Raw genomic sequence first — 20,506 nt, 5'->3', positions numbered from 1 at the left:
GCCGGGCACGCTAACCGTCGCCCCGGCCGTCCGGCCACCGGTTTCCGTCCACCCGGCCGAGGGTCACGGGGCATCGACGGCCCACCGGTGCGGTCCATCATGGGCAGGTGGCCGAATCAGTCGCCGACGTCGATCGGAGCCAGGCCGCCGCGCCCGCTGGCCCGCCGCCCGCCGGTCCGCGTACCGCAGCGCCCCTGGTGGTGGGCGCGGTCCTCACCGTCGTGCTGCTGTCGCTCGCCGGCCGCTACGGCTACCACCGCGACGAGCTGTACTTCCTGCTGTGCGGCCGGCACCTCGACTGGGGCTACGTCGACCAGGGGCCTCTCGTGCCGGCGCTGGCCCGGCTGGCCGACACGATTGCGCCGGGCAACCTGGTGGTGCTGCGTACCCCGTCGGCGTTCATCGGCGGCGCGGCGGTGGTGCTGGTCGCCGCCATCGCCCGGCAGTTCGGCGCCGACCGCGTCACCCAGACGGCCGCGGCGGTGCTCGCCGCCGCCTCGGGCATCGTGCTGGCCGGCGGCCACCTGCTCAGCACCACGAGCGTCGACCTGCTGGTGTGGCTGGCCGCGGCGCTGTGCGTGGTGCGGATGCTGCGCACCGGCGACAGCCGGTGGGCGCTCGGCGCCGGGCTCGCGCTCGGCGTCGGCCTGCTCAACAAGCCGCTGCCCGCCCTGCTCGGCGTCGGCCTGGTCGCCGGTCTGCTGATCGCCGGGCCGCGCCGGCTGCTGAGCGACCGGTGGGTGCTCGCCGGCACGGGCGTCGCCGTGCTGCTCGCCGTGCCGTACGTGGCGTGGCAGGCCGCGCACGGCTTCCCGCAGCTCGACGTTGCCGCGTCGATCGCCGGCGGCGACAGCTCCTACAGCGGCCGGATCGACGCGGTGGTGCTCCAGTTCCTGATCATCAGCCCGTTCGCGGTTCCGGTGTGGGTAGCCGGGCTGGTCGCGCTGCTGCGCCGGCCGGACTGGGCGGCGTACCGGTCGCTGGCCTGGGCCTGGCTGGTCGTCGTCGCGATCGTGGTGGTGGCCGGTGGCAAGGGCTACTACGACGCGCCGCTGCTGCTGGTGCTCACCGCCGCCGGGGTGGTGCCGGCCGTCGAATGGGCGCGGCGGGGCGCGCCCCGGATCCGGCAGGCGCTGCTGGTCACCGCCGCCGTGCTGATGGCCGCGAGCAGCGCGGTGCTGCTGCTGCCCACGCTGCCCGCCGACCGGCTGCCCGGGTTCGTGGTCGCGGCGAACTACGACGCGGGCGAGACCATCGGCTGGCCCGAGTTCGCCGACTCGGTCGCCGCCGTGCACCGCGCACTGCCCCCGCCCGAGCGGGACCGGGCGGTGGTGCTGACCGGCAACTACGGCGAGGCCGGCGCGCTGGCTCGGTACGGGCCGCAGCGGGGACTGCCCCGCGCGTACTCGGGGCACAACAGCATGGCCACGTTCGGCCGGCCGCCCGACGACGCCGACGTGGTGATCGTCGTCGGCTGGTCCCGCCCGGACCGGTTGCGCGCCTGGTTCACCGAGGTCACCGAGGCCGGCCGGGTCGACCAGCGGGTCGACGTCGACAACGACGAGAACGGCGAGCCGATCTTCGTCGCCCGAGGGCTGCGCCGCCAGTGGTCGCAGATCTGGGACTCCGAGGTACGGCACGGCTCCTGACATACTTGCCGCCATGCTCTGGGGAGTCAGCGGGTCGATCTTCCTCCTCGACTACCTCGGCGCGGTCGCCGTGGCCGTCGCGATCGCGATCGCGGTACGCGAACTGACCGGCCGCCGTACCCGGGGCGCGACGCCCGACCGGGTCGAGCTGGCGTACCTGACCGACCGGGCGCTGCTGGCCTGCCAGCTCGGGGTGGCCGCGCTGCGCCGCGCCGGTGGCGTCGAGATCGGCGAGCTGGCCACCCTGCACGCGCAGGGGCGTCCCCCGGCCGGTTCGCCCGCGCTGGTGCGCGCCCTGCACAGCGCGCTGCGCCGCCCGCAGACCTGGGCCGCGGTGCTCGCCGACCCGGAGGTGGGCCGGGCGCTGCGCCGTATGGTCGGGCGGCTGGTCCGCGACGGCTGGCTGCTCACCCGCGCGCAGCGACGGCGGATCGCGCTGGGCACGGTGCCGCTGTTCGCGGTCGCCGTGGTCGGGCTGACCCGGCTCGTGGACAGCGCCGTCGAGGGGCGCTCCGCCGGTGGTCCCGCCTCGGTCGCCGGACTCCTGCTGTGCTGCCTGGCCACCGCGCTCGGCGGCTGGTGGCTGACCGAGGTACCGGAGACCGGGTCCGCCGCCCGGCGCCTGCTGCGGCGGCTGCGCCGCGAGCACGCCGACCTCGACCCCGAGCGCCGCCCGGTCTGGCAGGGCCGCGACACCGACACGCTGCTCACCGGAATGGCCCTGTTCGGCCCCCGCCCCCTGCTCGCCGTGGACCCGGCGTTCGCCGTCCAGGTGGGGATCGACCCGGACCGGGACCGTCCCCGCCCCGACCGCAAACCCGCCCGCCGCTGACCGAACCTCCCATTTCGCGTCGATCATGAGGTTGACGGTGTCCGGCGCCCGGTTTGTCCGGTACAACTTCATGATCGACCCGGCGGTGGCAGGCCCGCCGGTTTCCTTGTCTTGAGGGGCGGGAAGGCTCGGGCATGGCCGAGACATTCGTGAGCGAAGACCTGAAGACACTGCAGGCGATTGCGCGCGGGGCCGGGATACAGGAGGTCGACCGCCTGTCGCCGGACCAACTGGTCGAGGCGCTGCGCCGCGCCGGGGTGACCGACGGTACGCAGGACCAGTGGCCGCCCCAGCCGATCGAGGACCCGGCACACCTGGCCGGGCTGCCCCGCAGTTCGCTGAAGCAGGGCGACGAGAGCACCGGCGGCCGGGCCGCCGAGGAGTCGATCGGTGCCATGCCCGGCGAGTCCGGCACCGAGATCAACGACCGTACGGAACGCTGACCGCAATCGCACAAGGGGCCGCCCCCGGTGACTCCCGGGGGCGGCCCCACACTCGACCGTGCGGGATCAGTGCATCCCGGCGGCCGCCGCCTCCTCACGGACCCGGCGCTCGTCACCGCTGAGCGTGTTCAGGGGCTTCTCCTTGATGAACAGCACGACGACCAGGGCGAGCAGCGCGAACGGCGCGCCGATGAGGAACATCTCCGACGTGGCGGTGCCGTAGACCTCCTGCACGATCCGCAGCACCGGCTCCGGCAGGGCCGACAGATCCGGCACCTCGGCCGATCCGCCGCCGGTGGCCAGCGGCCCGAGCTTCTCGGTGGTCAGCGACGTCACCCGGTTGGCCAGGACGGCGCCGAGCGCGCTGACCCCGACCGCGCCGCCCATGCTGCGGAAGAACGTCAGCACCGAGGTCGCCGCGCCCAGCTCGGCGGCCGGCACATCGTTCTGCGCGGCCAGCACCAGGTTCTGCAGCAGCATGCCGACGCCGACACCCAGCACCGCCATGTACACCGAGAGCATCGGCACGCTCGTGTTCGCGTCGATGGTGCTCAGCAGCAGCATGCCGACCGTCATCACCGCGGCGCCGGCGACCAGGAACATCTTCCACCGGCCGTACTTGGTGATCAGCTGACCCGCCACGGTCGAGGAGACCAACAGGCCGAGGACCATCGGCAGGCTCATCAGGCCGGCCACCGTCGGCGACTTGCCGAGCGAGGTCTGGAAGTACTGCGACAGGAACACGGTGCCGCCGAACATCGCCACGCCGACCAGGATGCTGGCCACTGTGGTGAGGCTGACGGTGCGGTTGCGGAAGATGCCGAGCGGGATGATCGGTTCCTCGGTGCGGGACTCGACGAACACGGCGAGCGCGAGCAGCGCCAGCCCGCCGCCGACCAGCAGCGCGGTCCAGCCGGACGCCCAGTCGAACTTGTTCCCGGCCAGCGACGACCAGATCAGCAGCGTGGACACACCCGAGGTGATCAGCAGGGCGCCGAGCCAGTCGATGCGGACCCTGCGGCGGACCACCGGAAGGTGCAGCGTCTTCTGCAGCAGCGCGATGGACAGCAGGCTGAACGGCACACCGATCAGGAAGCACCAGCGCCAGCCGAGCCAGGACGTGTCGACCAGGACGCCGCCGATCAGCGGGCCGGCGATGGTGCCGACACCGAAGACCGCGCCGAAGATGCCGGCGTACCGGCCCAGCTCACGCGGCGGGATCATGGCCGCCATGACGATCGTGGCGAGCGCGGTCATGCCGCCCGCGCCGATGCCTTGGATGACCCGGCTGAGCAGCAGCACCTCGACGTTCGGGGTGAATCCGGCGACCAGCGAGCCGACCACGAAAAGGCCGAGGGACAACTGGATCAGCAGCTTCTTGCTGTAGAGGTCGGCCATCTTGCCCCACAGCGGGACCGTCGCGGTCATCGCCAGCAGCTCGCTGGTGACGATCCAGGTGTAGACGGTCTGGCTGCCGTTGAGGTCGGCGATGATCCGGGGCAGCGCGTTTGCCACCACCGTCGAGGCGAGGATCGCCACGAACATGCCGACCATCAGGCCGGACAACGCCTGGAGGATCTCCCGGCGTGACATCCGCGTACCCGTCTCGGCGGGTGGAACAGTGGCGGTGGTCATCGAACTCCTTGTCGGTGTGCACGTGCGAGCGGCCGCGCGACGGCGGCGGCCGGTACGGATGGGAGGGGTCAGGACGGATCGGGCAGGCCGGCGGCGACGGCGGCGAACGCCTCGGCGGTCAGCTCGCGCAGCGTCGTCGTGTCGGGTCGCTCGACCCACTGCATGAGGGCCGTGCGGAAGACCGCGCCGGCGACAGTGGTGACGAGCGTCGGGTGGCCGTGGCACGGGTCGAGGCCCAGCCGGGCGGCCACCGCCGCGACGATCACCTGTTCGGTCTCGGCGTTGCCGCTGATCAGACGCGGAAGAAGCGACGGGTTTGCCGCGATGACCCGCAGCCGCAGCAGCCACACCTCCCGGTCGGCCTCGACGGCTTCGACGACGTCGCCGAAGGCCAGCCGCAGCGCGTCGAACGCGGACATCTCCGGCGGCGCGGCGACGATGTGGGCGGCAAGCACCTCGCGGTCGGTCGGCTGGTCGCCGAGCAGCGCCTCGTCCTTGCTGGGGAAGTAGTTGAAGAAGGTGCGGGCCGACACGTCGGCGGCCTCGCTGATCTCCTCCACCGTCACCTGGTCCAGGCCGCGCTCGGCGACCAGGCGCAGCGCGGCGGCGCTGAGGGCGGCGCGGGTCTGCCGCTTCTTGCGGTCGCGCAGGCCGGGGCGGCTCTGATCCGTGGTCACGCCACGACCCTACGAGCGATCTTGCAGGGACTGCAAACTTTTAGTCAGTGAAGTGATGTGTGACGCAGCGGTGCCGGAAAAACGGGTTGAGAGCGGTTCCGCACGTCCCGTACGTTTCCCGCACTCCTGTCGCAGCGAAGAAGGACGATTCCGCGTGACCCCTCCTGCTCTCTGACCCTGACACGTTCCCCACGCCTGTAGCCGTCGCCTGCGCGACGGCTCCCCGGGCTGCCCTCGCGCGCCCGGCCACAGCGTCCGAGGCCGCGCGTAATCGGCCTCGCGTCAGGTCTTCAGAGATCAGGTCTCCATGTCATCCCAACCTCATATCGTGCTGCCCTGGGTCGTACGCCGGACCCGCCTTCCGCTGCTGTCGCTGCGCTGCGTCATCTGCCGGGCGGAGACGGCCACCGCCGCCCGGGGCCGGTTCCGCGTCAACGCCAACGGCAAGCTGCTGGACGTCTGGCTGCTGGTGCACTGCGTGTCCTGCGGCCGGACCAGCAAGCTCACCGTCCGTGAGCGGGCGGCGGTCAGTTCGTTCGATCCCACCGATCTGCACGGCCACCAACTCAACGATCCCGACCTGGTGGCGGCCACACTGCTGGACCCGGCGTTCGCCCGGCGCTGCCACTTCACCCTCGACTGGACCGGAGCGTGGCGCCTGGACGCGCCGGTCGTGCCGCTCGACGGGTGGCCGTTGCAGGTGAACGTCACGTTCGACGACCCGGTGCCGGTGCGCCCGGACCGGCTCATCGCCCACCGGTTCGGCCTCACCCGGTCCGAGGTGCTGCGCCGGGTCAAGTGCGACATCCCGCTGAAGCGTCCGACGAGCACCGCATTCACCTTCACGGTGCTGGCGGAGGACTGACCGCGCCGTGGTCGCGGCGGCCCGGGCCGCCGCCGCGACCACGGCTCTACCCGCCGAGCGCGACGGCGAGTTCGGCCTCGATCAGGTCGGCGGCCCGGTCGGCGCCCCCGGCGGCGCGGGCCTGCCGCTTCAGCTCGGCGCTGCGGACCGCCACGGCCGGGTCCGACGTGAGGGCGAGCAACGTCTCGCGCAGCTCCGCGGCGGTGACGGTGCCCGAGTCGACGACGCGGGCGACGCCGAGCGCGGCCAGCTGCTCGGCGTTCGCGAACTGGTCGGCCGCCTGCGGTACGGCGATCATCGGCGTCCCGCAGTAGAGACCTTCGCTGCTGCCGCCCATGCCGGCGTGGGTGACGAAGGCATCCGCCTGCTCCAGTACGGCCAGCTGCGGCACCCACCGGTGGACCTCGACGCTGTCCGGGACGGGACCGAGTTCGGCCGGGTCGACGTGCTCGCCGATCTGCAGGACGGTGTGCCAGCCGGGCAGGTCGCCGAACGCGGCGACGCAGCGGCGGTAGAACTCGGGCTGCCGGGTGAAGGCGGAGCCGAGCGAGACGAGCAGCACCTTCCCGGCGTGCTCCGGTCGTACCCAGGAACCCTGCTCGGCGCGGTCGCCCAGCACCGGGCCGACGAAGCTGTAGACCGACCGGTCCACGCGGTCGGCGTTCGGCTGGAGCGCCTCCGGCGGCAGGACGAGGCTGCGGGGCGGCCGCCCCTGGAACGCCATGCTGTCGGTGACCGACGAACTCTGCGCGGTCAGCCATGCCGTGAACCGCCGGTAGTAGTCGGCGCCGCGCGGATCGGCCCGCATCGCCTCCACAGCGGATGCCATCTCCTGCTCGTAGCCGTCCCAGGCCACGAACGTCGAGGACAGCTGGACGGCCGGGATCCCCCACTGTTCGCCGAGCAGCCGGGCCGGCGCGCCGGCGATGTCGTAGAGGAACAGGTCCGGCCGGTCGTCGGTGTAGGCGGCCCGCAGCTGCGGCAGCATGGCGATCGCGTCGTCGAGGAAGAGCGTGAGCTGCGCGATCGGGTCGTCGATGCCGGCGCCGCCGTCAGCGGGCAGCGTCGAGGCGTACGCCTTCAGCTCCGCGCCGGTTGACCGGATGACCTCGCCGAAGGCGGGGTCATTGGCGTACGTGACCCGGTGGCCGCGCCGCACCAGGGTACGGATGATCTCCAGACTCGGGTTGACGTGCCCGTGGAACGGGATGCTGACCATGGCGATGTGCGGCAAGTGATCTCCTGATCTCTGCTGAGACGAGACGTCCCGTCTCGCTTGCCCAGCAGAGCATGGCACGACCACCTCCGTCAAGACGATACGTCTCGTCTCGCGGTAGGCTGCCGCTGTGACTCCGCAGCCCACCCGCCGCAACGAGCAGTCCCGCCGCGCGATCCTCGCCGCCGCCCTGGAGCTGCTGACCGAGACCGGCTATTCGGCCCTGACCGTCGAGGCGATCGCCGCCCGCGCCGGGGTCGGCAAGCAGACCATCTACCGCTGGTGGCGCGGCAAGGGCGCGGTCATCCTGGACGCGCTCGCCGACGACATGCCGGAGGTGATCGCGCTGCCCGACACCGGCGACCTGCGGGCTGATCTGCGTGCGGTTCTCCGGGCCACAGTCGCCGAGTTCGCCGATCCCCGGCTGTCCGCCACCACGCGTGCCATCACCATCGAGACGCTCGCCGATGAGGAACTGGCCGCCCAGGCGCGCGACCGGCTGCTCCGTCCTCAGTTGAATGCGGTCCGCGCCCGGCTGGAGGCCGCCCGCGAGGCCGGCCAGGTACGCCCCGACGCGGCGCTTGACCTGGTGGTGGAGCTGCTGTTCGGTCCGCTGTACCACCGCTGGCTGCTGCGCAACGGCCCGCTGACCGACGACTACGCCGACGGGATCGTCGACCTGGTCGTCACCGCGGTCACCCCGTCACCGGGCACCCGCGGCTAGCCAGTCGTCGAAGCTGGTCGGCGCGATACGCACGCCGTCGCCCGGCAACAGCACGTCGCCGGACATCGACGTGCCGAACACGCCGGACCACGTCGGGACGAGCCGGACCCGGCGCCCCCGCGCCTCATTGGTACGCCGGGCCATGTCCACGAGGTCCTCCGTCGCGGGCCCGGCGATGTCCACGTGGCGCCCCCGCGGTTCGCCGACGGCGACCTCGGCGAGGATGTCGGCGACGTCTCGGGGTGCGATCGGTTGCACCAGCAGCGGCGCGACGGTGGCGACGCCGTCGCGTTCGGTCCAGCTCGTGACCATGGCGGCGAAGTCGTGGAACTGGGTGGCCGGAACGATCGTCCACGGCACCGGCCCGCATTCGACCAGTCGTTCCTGCTCCCTCTTGCCCGCGTAGTGGGCGTTGTCGTCGACCCGGTGGATGCCGACGATCGACAGCAACACGTGGTGCCGCACGCCGGCGCGCTGTTCGGCTGCCAGCAGGTTGCGGGTGAGGCCACCGAGGTACGCCATCGTCTCGGAACGCTCCCCTGCCGCCACATTGGTCGCGTCGACCACCGACTCGACGCCGGCGAGCGCCTCGTCCAGCCCGTCGCCCGTCATCACGTCCACGCCCAGCGAGCGGCTGATGCGTACGACGTGGTGACCCTGCCGCTGCAGCGCGGCGACGGTGAGGGCCCCGATGCGGCCCGTCGCTCCGGCAACCGCGATCCGCATTGCCAGTCGACCTCCTCCCGGACGCGATCGCCTCACCGTAGTCGTTCGAGGACCGAGAGGTGGTCCCTCGCCGCGCATCTCGCGCCACACCCACCGCGCGCACATAACTGTCATTATGGTGTAGCGCCGATTCGTCCTATTTGACCGGCCAGGTAGGTCGATTACTGTTACCGGTAATCCGATAATAGTCGCGGCACCGAAAGTGTTCGGCGAGCCGGGCACCGTCGGCTCCCGGCCTGCTCGACAATCCACGGGTGACGACGACATCCCCCGCGCGCCAGATGGCCGGCTCACCTCCCGCACTGCACTACTACGTGCTGTACGACGCCGCCGGCGCGCCGGAAGGACTGTTGGCCGAGGAGTTCCTGCTCGCGGCGGACTACTCCTCCGCCGGGCTGGTGAGCGTTGGCTGGATCCGGTCCGAGGGGCGTTGGCACGAGGCGTCGGCCACCAGCCGGCGGCTACGTGCGGACGCCGGGTTACGCGAGCGGGTGACGCCCGTCGACCGCGACGCGGCGGCGGCGCTCTATCGAGATCTCTGCGGCGCGGACCTGCCGGACGAGGACACGCTGCGGGAGTGCTTCGGCGCCCCTCCGGCTCAGCCGCCCTCCCCTTTGCGGCTGGGCGACTCCGGACCCCGGCCGGGGTTCCGTGAGACGCGCGTCTACCGGATCCTGTTCGCCGGCGAGCTGAGCCCGGACGATCTCACGGCACTCAGCGAGGCGTGGCAGATGCCGATCACCGGCGACCCGGCGGATCCCGGCACGCGTGTCCTGGGAGCGGCGCGCCGACAGGTCCGCGGCGACGCCTTCCGCTGGGATCTGCGCCGCGTTGCCGCGGGTGCCGCCTGGGGACTGGACGTGACCTGCGACCTTCTCGGCGACCGCGATGAGGCCGTAGGTGTGCTGCTGTACGGTCTGACGACTCGGATGCGCGAGCAGGGGATGCTTCCCGTCACCGTCGACCGGTTCCGCTGACGCCTACCTCGCGAACGGCCTGGTCACCTCGAAGGGCTCGGGGAACCGCACGGGGATCCGGGCCTCCGCACTCCTGCGGTCGAGGAACGCCTTCGTCACGGCGAACCTGTCGAAGACGGGCGGCAGCGGGCGGAGCCTGCGGTCCAGCGACACGAAGAAGTTGTCCCAGTGGATCGGCACGATGACGCCGGGCCGCGTCGCTTCCACCACGTGCCGCCAGTAGTCGTCCTGGAACCGCCGCGGCTGAACACCCAGAGCGCCTGTCGCGAGGTAGAGGACGTCGACGTCGAGCCCGTCGAACTTGCCGGGTACGAAGTTGGCGCTCGGATGGATCAGCAGCGAACCGCCGGGATGGGTGACGAAAAAGGAGAAGCATCCGCCGTCGCGGTAGCTGCTCGCCCTGACCGGTGGGACGAGCGGTTCGTCGATCGTGCCCGGGAACCTGTTGCCGGGGCTGTGGACGGCGGCGAGCACACGCACGGTGAACGCGCCGACCGTGTGCTCGTCGCCGTCCGCGATGCGTGTCATCGACTCCTCGGCGAGGCCCGCGCCACGCCCCACGTTCAGGGTCGACTCGGAACCGAAGAGCCTGCCCCCGAGATGCTTGACGACCTCGGGGGCGTCCATGACGTGGTCGTAGTGGGAGTGGGCGACGAAGAGCGCGTCGAGACGGGTCACCCCGGCCCGGGCGAGAGCGCCGGTGATCCGCCCGAGGTCGGGAGCGACGCGACCGAACGCGACACGGAGCAGCGAGGGCCTGCTCAGGAAGCCGTCGATCAGGATGCCGGACGCCCCGTCGGACAGCCAGACGGTCGTGGTGCCGAAGAACACGGCTTCGACAGACGTCCCGCCGCCCGAGCCCATGCGCAGATGGTAGTGCGCTGGGGCGGTGTCAAAGTCAGTAGTGCTGGGCGCACCTCACTCGCTGGTCGACAGCGCCTCCAGCCACGGGTCGTCTCGCCCGGTGGAAAGGTGCTGGACGTACCCAGGACCGAGGATGAGGTGGTCGATGAACCCGGCAACGTCGTCGGCCAGCTTGGCGAAACTGGCAAGGTCGCTGTCGGTGTACCAGACGATGTTCAGGTCGGAGAACCACCACACCTCGCCGGTTGCACGCTCAACGAAGACGGGATTCTGCAGGACGTCCGCGACCACGCACCAGCGCGTAGCACCGCCCGGCAGGTCGTCGGCCATCCACGGTGTATGGCGCACTGATGCTGCCGACCACAGCCGCATGTCGCCGGTGCTTCCACAGTCGGCCCCGTCGGCGAGGCGGAGGAACTCGGCGTAACCGGGGGCGATGTCGTCGAGCGGCTCGTCCAGAGGGACCGGCGGTGGCAGCTCCAGCGGCCCGTACGGCGGTGCAAGCCGTGCCAGAGCCGCAGCGATTCGACGGACGGAGTCGATCAAGCGCATCCCTCACTTACTGGTCACCGGTCCGGTAGGCGTCGGCAGCGGCTGTCACGTCGGGGCCGCCGCCCGTCGGACTTCTGCGCCACTGCATGACAGCTCAGACGGCGATGGTGCCTGAGCTGGAGTGACCGCTCGGCGTGTCGGAGATCGAAATGTGGCGAGGTCTCCGATGGATGGTTCAACCTCGGCGCCGACAACGAATGGCTGTGACCGACTTCGACACACCCTAATGGCCGTCCGGAACGGCGCCGCGGGTGCTGCGCAGGCTCCACAGGATCGACACCGCGATCGTCACCACGATCACGCCGAGGGTGACCGGGATGGGCAGCTTGCCGACCGGCGTCTCCGACAGGATCAACTTCACGCCGGCGAAGGCGAGCAGGACGGCCAGGCCGTAGTGCAGGTGCACGAAGCGGCGCAGCAGCCCGGCGAGGCAGAAGTAGAGGCTGCGCAGGCCGAGGATGGCGAAGGCGTTGGCGGTCCAGACGATGAACGTGCTGGTGGTGATGGCCAGGATCGCGGCGACGCTGTCGATCGCGAAGATCAGATCGGTGGTCTCCACCGCGATCAGGACCACGAACAGCAGCGTCGCGACCCGCTTGCCGTCGATCCGGGCGAAGAACCTGTCACCGTGGAATGCGGGGTCGGTCGGAACGACCCGGCGGACCAGCCGGACGACGGGGTTGCGGTCCGGCGGGGTCTGCTCGTCGTGGCGGAACGCCATCTTGTAGCCGGTGTAGACGAGGAACGCGCCGAACACGTACGCGGTCCAGAAGAACGTCTCCAGCAGCTCGGCGCCGACGAAGATGAAGACCAGCCGGAACACCAGGGCGCCGATGACACCCCAGAACAGCACCTTGTGCTGGACGCGGCGGGCACGGCGAAGTAGCTGAAGATCAGCGCGAAGACGAAGACGTTGTCGATCGACAGCGCCTTCTCGATCAGGTAGCCGGCGTAGTAGGTGCCTGCCACGTCACCGCCCTGCCAGACCCACAGGACGACGCCGAAGAGCAGACCGGCGGCGATCCAGATGCCGGACCAGACCGCTGCCTCACGAAATCCGATGACGTGGTTGTCGCGGTGCAGGAACAGGTCGACGGCGAGCATCGCCGCGATCGCCAGCATGAGTACGGCCCAGATCCACAGGGACACGGACATACCGAAGGGAGACCTCTCGCCCCGGGCCGGCGGGGTGCCGGCGCTGCTGGACGAAGGTCTCCCCGGGCCACTGACAGCGGTGGCTGCACCGCCGGGATCCGGATGGGCCGGGCCCGTACTGACGGCGATGCGTGGATCCTCGGGTACTCCCCCTCGAACTACGATCCATTATTCACGAAGTATGCTTCGCACGTCAAGGAGCCCGGCCCGTCGATAGGGTGACCCGATGGACGAAGACGCACGACGCCGGCACTCCTCGTCGTTCGGCGCAGCGGCCACCGCGTACGCCGAACACCGGCCCGACTACGCGCGGGCCGCCCTGCGGTGGGCGCTCGAACCCGCACCCGGCGCGCGGGTGCTCGACCTCGGCGCGGGCACCGGCAAGCTCACCGCCACGCTGGTCGAGGTGAGCGACGACGTGACAGCCGTCGAGCCGGACCCGGCGATGCTCGCCGAGCTCCGCCGCACCCTGCCGGGGATACGGGCGCTGTCCGGCAGCGCCGAGGCGATCCCGCTGCCGGACGCCTCCGTCGACGCCGTGGTCGCCGGCAACGCCATGCACTGGTTCGACATGGCAGTGGGCGGGCCGGAGATCGCCCGCGTCCTCTCCCCCGGCGGTGTCCTGGCCGGACTGTGGAACGTCGTGGACGACCGGGTCGACTGGGTCGCCGGGCTCGCGACGGTCAGCGGCAGCGCCGCCATCGGCCCCCGGGACACGCCCGCGAGCTGGCGCGACGCCACGGCGACCATGCACCTGCCGAAGACCGGCGAGGCCCGGTTCGGCTCGCCCGAGCAGGCGGAGTTCCCGCACGGGCAGCGCCGGACCGCCGACTCGCTCGTGGCGACGCTCGCCACCAGGGCCGGGATGCTGGTCATGCCGGAACGGGAGCGCACGGAGACGCTCGACCGTATCCGCGCGTACCTGGCGAGCCGGCCGGAGACCGCCGACGGCGAGTTCACGCTGCCGATGCTCACCTGTGTGCTGCGCGTGCGGCGATTGTGAACGGCGCGGACCTCCGCGCCGCCGCCGCGGCGACGACTGCCGTGCTGCGGCCCGCCGCCGACCGGGACTGGACGGTACGCGCGGGAGACCTGGACTGGTCCTGCTGGACCACCGCCGCGCACATCGCGCACGACCTGATCGCGTACGCCGGTCAGGTGTCCGGCCGGCCCGACGGCGGCTACCTCCCGTACGACCTGCGGGTACACGCGGACGCCGCGCCCGCCGAGGTGCTCACCGTCGCGGCGGCCGCGGCCGGGATCCTGGCCGCCACTGTCGACGCCGCGAGCCCGGACGACCGGGCGTGGCACTTCGGCCCCTGCGATCCGGGCGGCTTCGCCGCGATGGGCGTGGCCGAGATCCTGCTGCACACACACGACCTGACCCGAGGGCTCGGCCTGGACTGGTCGCCACCCGCCGAGCTGTGCGCCCGGGTGGTGAGCCGGTTGTTCCCGGATGCGCCCGACGGCAGGCCGGCGCCGGTGCTGCTGTGGCTGACCGGCCGCGCGCCGCTCGGCGACCGGCCACGGCGTACCTCGTGGACCTGGCAGGCGGCGCGCCCCTGAACGCTCAGCGGCGCCACCAGCGCCAACGGCGGCGCGGGCGGGCCGACGCGGCACGGGCTGGCTCCGGCGTCGTGACGACCGGCGCGGCGCGTTCCCGGTCGGCGCGCCAGCCGCGCACCGCCTCCTCGACGTTCACCGGGCGTACCACCACACGTGGCCCGGTCGGGGTACGCAGCCAGGCGACCACCTCGGTGTTGAGCGCCGCCACGTACGAGCGGACGGCCTCCTCGGTGGGCAGGTCACGCAGCTCGACCGGAAGCTGTTCGATGCGGCGGCGCAACTGCAGCGGCGTGGGCAGCAGCAGGTCGGACGGGATCTGCTCGCGCTCCATGAAGCTGCGGATCCACCAGCCCTCGTCGTAGGGCGTGTCGCGCCCCGGGATGGGCTTGCCCGCGCCCGGCAGGTTGTCGAACTCGCCGCGTTCCTGGGCCGAGCGGATCTGCGCCTCGACCGCGGCCTCCCAGGCTGTCGTCACCGCCGTCACCTCCCGTACCCACGGTAGCCGCCGCCGTCCGACAAGAGTCAGCGTCGCGCGGGGCCGAGCTGTTCCCGCGCGGACCGCCGCGTAGCGTGCCCCCGGGGTGAGGGGGCGCCGGCGTGCGCGACTGGCTCATCGGCCTCGCTGTGGCGACGGCCTGCCTGGTCGGGAGCTGGGCGGTGCTGCTGCGCCTGCTCGGCTCATGAGAGCAGCGGCGGGCCGGACCCGGCGTCAGGGCAGGTGGCGGACGTGGCGGTGGCCGTCGCGGGGAAACGGCGCGCGGGCCGGCAGGACCTCGGCGAACGCGTACCCGCTCTTTTCCGCCACGCGGCAGGACGCCGGGTTGTCGACCTGGTGCAGCAGCTCCAGGTGGGTCAGCCCGGTGGCGGCGAACCGGGCGAACGCCCATCCGGTGACCGCCTCCACCGCGCGTGGCGCGACGCCCCGGCCCCGTGCCGGCGCGGCCGTCCAGTAGCCGACCTCGGCGGCCGGGCGGCCCGGGCGGACGTCCTTGAGCACCACACAGGCCGCCACCCGTTCCTCCTCCAGCACCGCGAACATGAACCGGTGACCGGCGGCCCAGCCCTGGTGGCTGCGGCGCAGGAACACCCGCGCCTGCGCCGGTCCGGTCACCGGATGTCTGGTCCAGGCACGCAGCACCGGATCCCGGTACGCCTCGATCAGCGCGTCGGCGTCACCGTCGCGCCACGGGCGCAGCAGCAGACCGGGCGCGGTCGCGGTCGCCGGCGCGGACAGCACGATCGACATGCGACAAGTATCCCCACCGCCCCCGCCCCGCGCTGACCCCCGACTCCGGCGATCATGAAGTTGGCGGCCGTCGGTGACCGATTTGTCGCCGTCAACCTCATGATCGCCGGAGTGGGAGCAGGGGTGAGGGCGCGGCGGGGCGGTGGGTGTCGGCGGGTGGGCGTAGGGTCCGGTTCACGGTCGGCAACGGGGAGGCGACATGGTTACAGTCGGCGCGGTGATGGGGATCGCCCTGGTGGCGCTCGGTCTGGTGCTCACGCCCGGGCCGAACATGGTCTACCTGGTGTCCCGCTCGGTGACCCAGGGGCGGCGGGCCGGACTGGTGTCGCTGCTCGGGGTGGCAGCCGGGTTCCTGGTCTACCTGGCCGCCGCGGTGGCCGGCATCGCCACCGTGTTCGTGCTGGTCCCGCCGCTGTACACGGCGGTGAAGCTGGCCGGCGCGGCGTACCTGCTGTGGCTGGCCTGGCGCACGCTGCGCCCGGGCGGCACGTCGGCGTTCACCCCGACGCCGTTGCCGCCGGACCGGCCCCGGCGCCTGTTCACCATGGGCCTGGTCACCAACCTGCTCAACCCGAAGATCGCCATCCTGTACGTGTCGCTGCTGCCGCAGTTCGTCGACCCGGCGCGCGGGCACGTGGCGGTGCAGAGCCTGCTGCTCGGCCTGACCCAGATCGTCGTGGCGCTCACCGTGAACGCGCTGATCGTGCTGAGTGCCGGTTCGGTGTCGGCGTTCCTCACCCGGCGGCCGGGCTGGGCGCGCCTGCAGCGGTGGGTCATGGGCACGGTGCTTGCCGCGCTCGCGGTGCGGATCGCCGCGGACCGCTCCCGCGCCGCCGTCGCCACCCCCTGACCGGGGTACGCGCACCCAAGCCGTCCGTCACGAACGCATGCCGCCGGGGCGACGTCACGACGGCTCCTCGCGCACGACCGCAACACCACCCGGCGGCACCGTCAACGAGCCGTCGGCCGTCGCGCCGGTCAGCAGGTCGAGCCCGGTGACCGGCACCCGCTGCGGCCGGTCGGTGTGGTTGAGCAGGTAGAGCAGGCCGTCGTGGCGGCGTACCGCCTCGACACCCTCGGGCGCTCCGGGACAGGTCGGGGTCACACCGGCGAGCCCTGCTGCCTCGGCGAGCAACCGCCGATAGGTGTCGTCGTCGGGGCGGGTGGAGACGTACCAGGCGTACGCGTCACCGATCCGGTGCCGGGTGATCGCGGGACGGCCGTCAAGCACTCCCCCGGCGTACGCGCTGATCGTCTCCGCGCCGGCCGGGTGCACCGTCTCGGACCAGATCCGGCCGGTCCCGCCGCCGGTCAGCGGCACGTGTTCGTCGTCGGCGAGCGGGTGGAACTCCTCCACCCGTACGCCGAGCAGGTCCCGGTACGCGCCCGGGTAGCCGCCGAGGCGTACCCGGGCGTGCTCGTCGGCGACACCGCTGAGCCAGGTCACCAGCAGGTGCCCGCCGGCGTGGACGTGCCGGCGTACCCAGTCGACTGTGGCGTCCGAGGCCAGGTAGAGGGCCGGGAGAACGAGCAGCCGGTGATCGTCGAGCGGCGCGCCGGGCGGCACCACGTCGGCGGTGACCCCCGCGTGCCACAGCGCTCGGTGCGCGGCAGCCGCCTCGCCGGGGTGGTCGAGTCCGGCGCGGGGCATCCCGGGGTGCCGCAGCGCCCAGCCGCTCGCCGCGTCGTACGCGATGGCCACGCCCGCCTCGACGCGGCCCGGCGCGGTCCCGGCGAGCCGGCCCAGCGCGGCGCCCAGGTCGGCGGCCTCGCGGAACACGCGGGTGTCCGCCCCGGCGTGCGACACCACGGCGGAGTGGAACCGTTCCGCGCCGCCGGCCGGGGCGCGCCACTGGAAGAACATCACCCCGGCCGAGCCGCGTGCCACGTGGGCGAGGCTGTGCCGGGTCATCCGGCCGGGTTCCTTGGTGTGCATCCGCCCGGCGGTGTGGATCTGGTTGGGGGCGCTCTCCATCAGCAGCCACGGCCGCCCGGTGCCGTGGCGGGCCCAGCCGCGGGCCACGTCGGCGGCGAACGCGGTCTGCTCCTGCGCGCCCGCGCCGACCGCGGACGGGTAGTGGTCGATCGCGACCACGTCCACCTCGCGCGCCCAGCGGGCGTGGTCCACCGGCACCCAGTCGCCGAGCACGTAGTTGGTGGTGACCGGCACCGCCGGGTTCGCCGCCCGCAGCAGGTCACGCTGCTCGGTGTACGCGGACAGCAGTGTGTCGGACCAGAAGCGGCGGAAGTCGAGCAGCTGGCCGGGGTTCGCGAGATATTGCGTGGCGCGGGGCGTGCCGACCTGCGCCCAGTCGGAGTAGTGCTGGCTCCAGAAGCTGGTCACCCAGGCGTCGTTCAGCGCGTCGAGGTCGCCGTACCGGCCGGTGATCCAGCGGCGGAACGCCGCCTCGGTGTGCGGGCAGTGGCAGGTGGTGCCGTACTCGTTGTGCACGTGCCACAGCGCGAGCGCCGGGTGGTGCGCGTACCGGGCGGCCAGCACCTCGGCGATGCTGCGGGCGGCGTCGCGGTACGCGGGCGCGGCGGCGCAGTAGGTGTCGCGGCTGCCGTGGGTCAGGCGGACGCCGTCGGCGGTGACCGGCAGCGCGTCCGGGTGCCGCAGCGAGAACCACGGCGGCGGCGACGCGGTCGGGGTGGCCAGCGCGGCCCGGATGCCGTTCGCGTGCAGCAGGTCCAGGACGCGGTCGAGCCAGTCGAACGTGTGGCGGCCGGGTTCGGGTTCCAGCCGGGACCAGGCGAACACGCCGACGGTGACCAGGTTGACCCCGGCGGCGCGCATCAGGGCGACGTCCTCGCGCCACACCTCCGGCGGCCACTGTTCCGGGTTCCAGTCCCCGCCGTAGCAGAGCCGCCCGTCGCTCCACGGCGCTTTAGTTGTCATCCCGGCCAAAATAGGAACAGGTGAGAAGGAAAGTCAATGGCGTCGATCATTGACAGTTAGTTGGGCTTCCAAAGAAACTGGCGGGACCGCCCGTGGACGCCGCGAGGAGACGCCCATGCCGTACCGCCCGCCGCTGGTCCCGTACGAGACCTTCGTGGCCGACCCGCCCGACCTGCCGGTCCGCGCCCCCGGCGAGGAGGGCGCCGACGACGTGCTGCAGGCCGAGGTCGCCGCGACCGACGCGCACGGGGTCACGCTCACCGCGACCTGCGCGTCCGGCCGCACGCTGGTCACGCGCGTCGAGGCCGCCGGGGACGGGATCATCCGGGTACGCCTCGCCGACGACCCCTCGGTACGCAGCCGGTCCGCACCGGCGCTGACACTGGTCCACCCGCAGCCCCACCCGGCCACCGTGACCGTCGCTGACGGGCAGGTCCGGGTGGCGGCCGGTGGCATGGTCGCCGAGCTGAGCCTGGACCCGTGGGGGCTGCGGTTCCACACTCCGGACGGACAGCTGCTGCTGGCCTCCGACGCCGGCACCCGCGACATCAGCGGCCGCCGCCGCACGCTGCCGCTGGGCCGCTCCACTGTCGACGGGGAGCCGGTGGCCTGGCACGAGAGCTTCGTCGCGCCGGGCGACGAGCGGTTCGTCGGCTTCGGCGAGAAGTTCACCCCACTGGACAAGCGCGGCCAGCGGCCGCTGATGTGGAACTTCGACGCCTTCGGTGGCGAGTCCGACCGGTCGCACAAGAACGTGCCGTTCTACCTGTCCGACCGCGGCTACGGCGTACTCGTCGACAGCGGGCTGCCGGTGCAGTTCGACATGTGCGCCAGCACGCACAGCAGCGTGCAGATCCTCGTCCCGGACGACCTGCTCGACTACTACGTGCTCGCCGGACCCACCCCGGCGCAGGTGCTCGACCGGCTCGACACGCTGACCGGCCGGCCGTACCTGCCGCCGCGATGGGCGTTCGGCGCGTGGATCTCCTCCGGCTTCTTCCCGGACAGCCAGCAGCGCGTACTGGAACGGGCCCGGCGCATCCGCGCGGACGACATCCCCTGCGACGTGCTGCACCTGGACTGCTACTGGCAGGTCGCCGGACACTGGTCGGACCTGCGCTGGGACACCGACGCCTTCCCCGACCCGGACGGCATGCTCAAGGACCTCACCGAGCAGGGTTTCCGGGCGTGCCTGTGGATGAACCCGTACCTGATGACCGGCAGCCCGCTCTACGCCGAGGCCGAGGCCGCCGGCTACTTCCTGCGCCGCCCGGACGGAAGCACGTACGTCGCCGACACGTGGCACGGCAGCTACCCGGTCTGCGCGATCGTGGACCTCACCAACCCGGCCGCGGTGAGCTGGTTCCAGGACCTGCTGCGCCCGCTGCTCGCCCAGGGCGTCGCCGTGTTCAAGACCGACTTCGCCGAGGGCGTGCCCGCCGACGCCGTCGCCCACAACGGCATGACCGGCGTCGAGCTGCACAACGTGTACGCGCTGCTGTTCAACGACGCGGTCGCCGACGTCACCGAGGAGGTGGCCGGGCACCGCACCGTGTGGGCGCGCTCGTCGTACCTGGGCGGCCAGCGGCACAGCGCCCAGTGGAGCGGCGACGTCAACGCCACCTGGCCCGGCATGGCCAGCACGCTGCGCGGTGGTCTGTCCCACGGGCTGTCCGGCGTGCCGTTCTGGAGCCACGACACCGGCGGCTTCCACGGCACCCCCGAACCGGACCTGTACGTGCGCTGGACCCAGTTCGGCGCGCTCTCACCACTGGTACGGCTGCACGGCACCACCAGCCGGCTGCCGTGGGAGTTCCCGCCCGAGGCGCAACGGCACGCGGTGGACGCGCTGCGGCTGCGCTACCGGCTGCTGCCGTACCTCTGGTCGGCGGCAGTGGACAGCGCCCGCACCGGCAGCCCGATGATGCGCGCGCTGCTCGTCGACACCCCGGAGGACCCGGCCGCCTGGACCGCCGACCTCCAGTACCGCCTCGGCCCGGACCTGCTGGTGGCGCCGGTGCTCGACAGGTCCGGCGAGCGCACCGTCTACCTGCCGACCGGCGACGACTGGCTGGACGCGTACACCGGGCAGCGGCACACCGGCGGACGGCACCTGCGGGTGAGCGTGCCGCTGGACCGGCTGCCGCTGTACGTGCGGCACGGCGCGCTGATCCCCACTGTGGCGCCCGCGACGACGGTCGGAACCGGCCCGTTCCGGGACGTCACGGTGGTGGCCTGGGGCGGCGTCGACGGCGTGAGCGTGGTGCGCGACCCCGACGGCGACACCACGGTCACCGCCGTGCGCGACGGCGACACGCTGCGCGTACGCGTCGACGGGCCGCTGGACGTACGGCAGGTCAGCGTGGTCGGCACGGACCCGCCGCGCCGGGTGGTGCTCGACGGCGAGCCGGTCCCGGTGACGCCGTTCGTGCCGTGGTTCCCCGGCCGGGCCCACCCGGCCGGGATCGCGCCTATTTAGT

At 72.4% G+C, this 20,506-nt stretch carries 19 protein-coding genes and 1 pseudogene; 10 read left to right on the top strand and 10 right to left on the bottom strand.

Annotation, left to right across the window (positions count from 1 at the left end):
- Positions 1-107 precede the first annotated feature (107 nt).
- From PVK74_RS06095 to PVK74_RS06085, 3 genes are all read left to right on the top strand, one after another.
- Entirely contained in the window at positions 108-1,649 is a 1,542-nt protein-coding gene (locus tag PVK74_RS06095) for an ArnT family glycosyltransferase (protein ID WP_274478449.1), read from the top strand.
- 13 nt (positions 1,650-1,662) lie between these two features.
- Positions 1,663-2,481, top strand: a complete 819-nt coding sequence (locus tag PVK74_RS06090) for a TIGR04222 domain-containing membrane protein (RefSeq protein WP_274478448.1) — start codon at positions 1,663-1,665, stop codon at positions 2,479-2,481.
- A gap of 134 nt (positions 2,482-2,615) precedes the next feature.
- Positions 2,616-2,924: a hypothetical protein gene (locus PVK74_RS06085; RefSeq protein WP_013286318.1), complete on the top strand. Its 309-nt coding sequence runs from the start codon at positions 2,616-2,618 to the stop codon at positions 2,922-2,924.
- Positions 2,925-2,990: 66 nt separating this feature from the next.
- On the opposite strand, the gene PVK74_RS06080 is transcribed toward PVK74_RS06085, so the two are convergent.
- On the bottom strand, positions 2,991-4,559 hold the full coding sequence (locus PVK74_RS06080; protein ID WP_187692679.1) for an MDR family MFS transporter: 1,569 nt from the start codon (positions 4,557-4,559) through the stop codon (positions 2,991-2,993).
- A gap of 68 nt (positions 4,560-4,627) precedes the next feature.
- Positions 4,628-5,236 (bottom strand): acyl-CoA-like ligand-binding transcription factor, encoded by a 609-nt coding sequence (locus PVK74_RS06075; protein WP_274478445.1) that lies wholly within the window; start codon positions 5,234-5,236, stop codon positions 4,628-4,630.
- 328 nt (positions 5,237-5,564) lie between these two features.
- On the opposite strand from PVK74_RS06075, the gene PVK74_RS06070 reads away from it, so the two are divergent.
- A complete protein-coding gene (locus PVK74_RS06070; protein ID WP_274478444.1) occupies positions 5,565-6,101 on the top strand; it encodes a DUF1062 domain-containing protein in 537 nt (178 codons plus the stop codon).
- A gap of 46 nt (positions 6,102-6,147) precedes the next feature.
- On the opposite strand, the gene PVK74_RS06065 is transcribed toward PVK74_RS06070, so the two are convergent.
- Complete coding sequence (locus PVK74_RS06065; protein WP_420800531.1) at positions 6,148-7,320, bottom strand: macrolide family glycosyltransferase; 1,173 nt, start codon at positions 7,318-7,320, stop codon at positions 6,148-6,150.
- Positions 7,321-7,447: 127 nt separating this feature from the next.
- Between PVK74_RS06065 and PVK74_RS06060 the strand changes: the two genes are divergently transcribed.
- Positions 7,448-8,041 (top strand): TetR/AcrR family transcriptional regulator, encoded by a 594-nt coding sequence (locus tag PVK74_RS06060; RefSeq protein ID WP_274478442.1) that lies wholly within the window; start codon positions 7,448-7,450, stop codon positions 8,039-8,041.
- On the opposite strand, the gene PVK74_RS06055 is transcribed toward PVK74_RS06060, so the two are convergent.
- Entirely contained in the window at positions 8,021-8,767 is a 747-nt protein-coding gene (locus tag PVK74_RS06055; RefSeq protein WP_274478441.1) for an SDR family oxidoreductase, read from the bottom strand. The two genes, PVK74_RS06060 and PVK74_RS06055, sit on opposite strands and share 21 nt — an antisense overlap.
- A gap of 254 nt (positions 8,768-9,021) precedes the next feature.
- On the opposite strand from PVK74_RS06055, the gene PVK74_RS06050 reads away from it, so the two are divergent.
- On the top strand, positions 9,022-9,744 hold the full coding sequence (locus tag PVK74_RS06050; RefSeq protein ID WP_274478439.1) for a hypothetical protein: 723 nt from the start codon (positions 9,022-9,024) through the stop codon (positions 9,742-9,744).
- Positions 9,745-9,747: 3 nt separating this feature from the next.
- Here PVK74_RS06050 and PVK74_RS06045 read toward each other — a convergent pair whose 3' ends face one another.
- The 3 genes and pseudogenes from PVK74_RS06045 to PVK74_RS06035 all read right to left on the bottom strand — a co-directional run bounded on the left by PVK74_RS06045 (position 9,748) and on the right by PVK74_RS06035 (position 12,315).
- Entirely contained in the window at positions 9,748-10,608 is an 861-nt protein-coding gene (locus PVK74_RS06045; RefSeq protein ID WP_274478438.1) for an MBL fold metallo-hydrolase, read from the bottom strand.
- 54 nt (positions 10,609-10,662) lie between these two features.
- The gene (locus tag PVK74_RS06040; RefSeq protein WP_146074848.1) at positions 10,663-11,154 is read right to left on the bottom strand and encodes a hypothetical protein; all 492 of its coding nucleotides are present in this window, start codon (positions 11,152-11,154) and stop codon (positions 10,663-10,665) included.
- Positions 11,155-11,383: 229 nt separating this feature from the next.
- Positions 11,384-12,315, bottom strand: a pseudogene (locus PVK74_RS06035) (TerC family protein).
- 226 nt (positions 12,316-12,541) lie between these two features.
- Here PVK74_RS06035 and PVK74_RS06030 point away from each other — a divergent pair.
- Both PVK74_RS06030 and PVK74_RS06025 read left to right on the top strand, forming a co-directional pair.
- On the top strand, positions 12,542-13,318 hold the full coding sequence (locus tag PVK74_RS06030) for a class I SAM-dependent methyltransferase (protein WP_274478437.1): 777 nt from the start codon (positions 12,542-12,544) through the stop codon (positions 13,316-13,318).
- On the top strand, positions 13,315-13,881 hold the full coding sequence (locus tag PVK74_RS06025) for a DinB family protein (RefSeq protein WP_274478436.1): 567 nt from the start codon (positions 13,315-13,317) through the stop codon (positions 13,879-13,881). Before PVK74_RS06030 ends, PVK74_RS06025 begins: the two co-directional genes overlap by 4 nt.
- A gap of 4 nt (positions 13,882-13,885) precedes the next feature.
- On the opposite strand, the gene PVK74_RS06020 is transcribed toward PVK74_RS06025, so the two are convergent.
- Entirely contained in the window at positions 13,886-14,356 is a 471-nt protein-coding gene (locus PVK74_RS06020) for a DnaJ family domain-containing protein (RefSeq protein WP_104114074.1), read from the bottom strand.
- 234 nt (positions 14,357-14,590) lie between these two features.
- Positions 14,591-15,127: a GNAT family N-acetyltransferase gene (locus PVK74_RS06015; protein ID WP_064445981.1), complete on the bottom strand. Its 537-nt coding sequence runs from the start codon at positions 15,125-15,127 to the stop codon at positions 14,591-14,593.
- Positions 15,128-15,326: 199 nt separating this feature from the next.
- On the opposite strand from PVK74_RS06015, the gene PVK74_RS06010 reads away from it, so the two are divergent.
- On the top strand, positions 15,327-15,977 hold the full coding sequence (locus PVK74_RS06010; protein ID WP_043324080.1) for a LysE family translocator: 651 nt from the start codon (positions 15,327-15,329) through the stop codon (positions 15,975-15,977).
- Between the two features lie 54 nt (positions 15,978-16,031).
- Here PVK74_RS06010 and PVK74_RS06005 read toward each other — a convergent pair whose 3' ends face one another.
- Positions 16,032-18,026: a beta-galactosidase gene (locus PVK74_RS06005; protein WP_274478435.1), complete on the bottom strand. Its 1,995-nt coding sequence runs from the start codon at positions 18,024-18,026 to the stop codon at positions 16,032-16,034.
- Between the two features lie 115 nt (positions 18,027-18,141).
- Here PVK74_RS06005 and PVK74_RS06000 point away from each other — a divergent pair, with 115 nt between their 5' ends.
- The gene (locus tag PVK74_RS06000) at positions 18,142-20,505 is read left to right on the top strand and encodes a TIM-barrel domain-containing protein (RefSeq protein WP_274478434.1); all 2,364 of its coding nucleotides are present in this window, start codon (positions 18,142-18,144) and stop codon (positions 20,503-20,505) included.
- Position 20,506: the final 1 nt, after the last annotated feature.

The sequence above is a fragment of the Micromonospora chalcea genome (assembly GCF_028768405.1).
GTDB lineage: Bacteria > Actinomycetota > Actinomycetes > Mycobacteriales > Micromonosporaceae > Micromonospora > Micromonospora chalcea.
The sequence above is the reverse complement of the archived record's forward strand: the minus strand, read 5'-3'. Positions and strand labels throughout refer to the sequence as shown.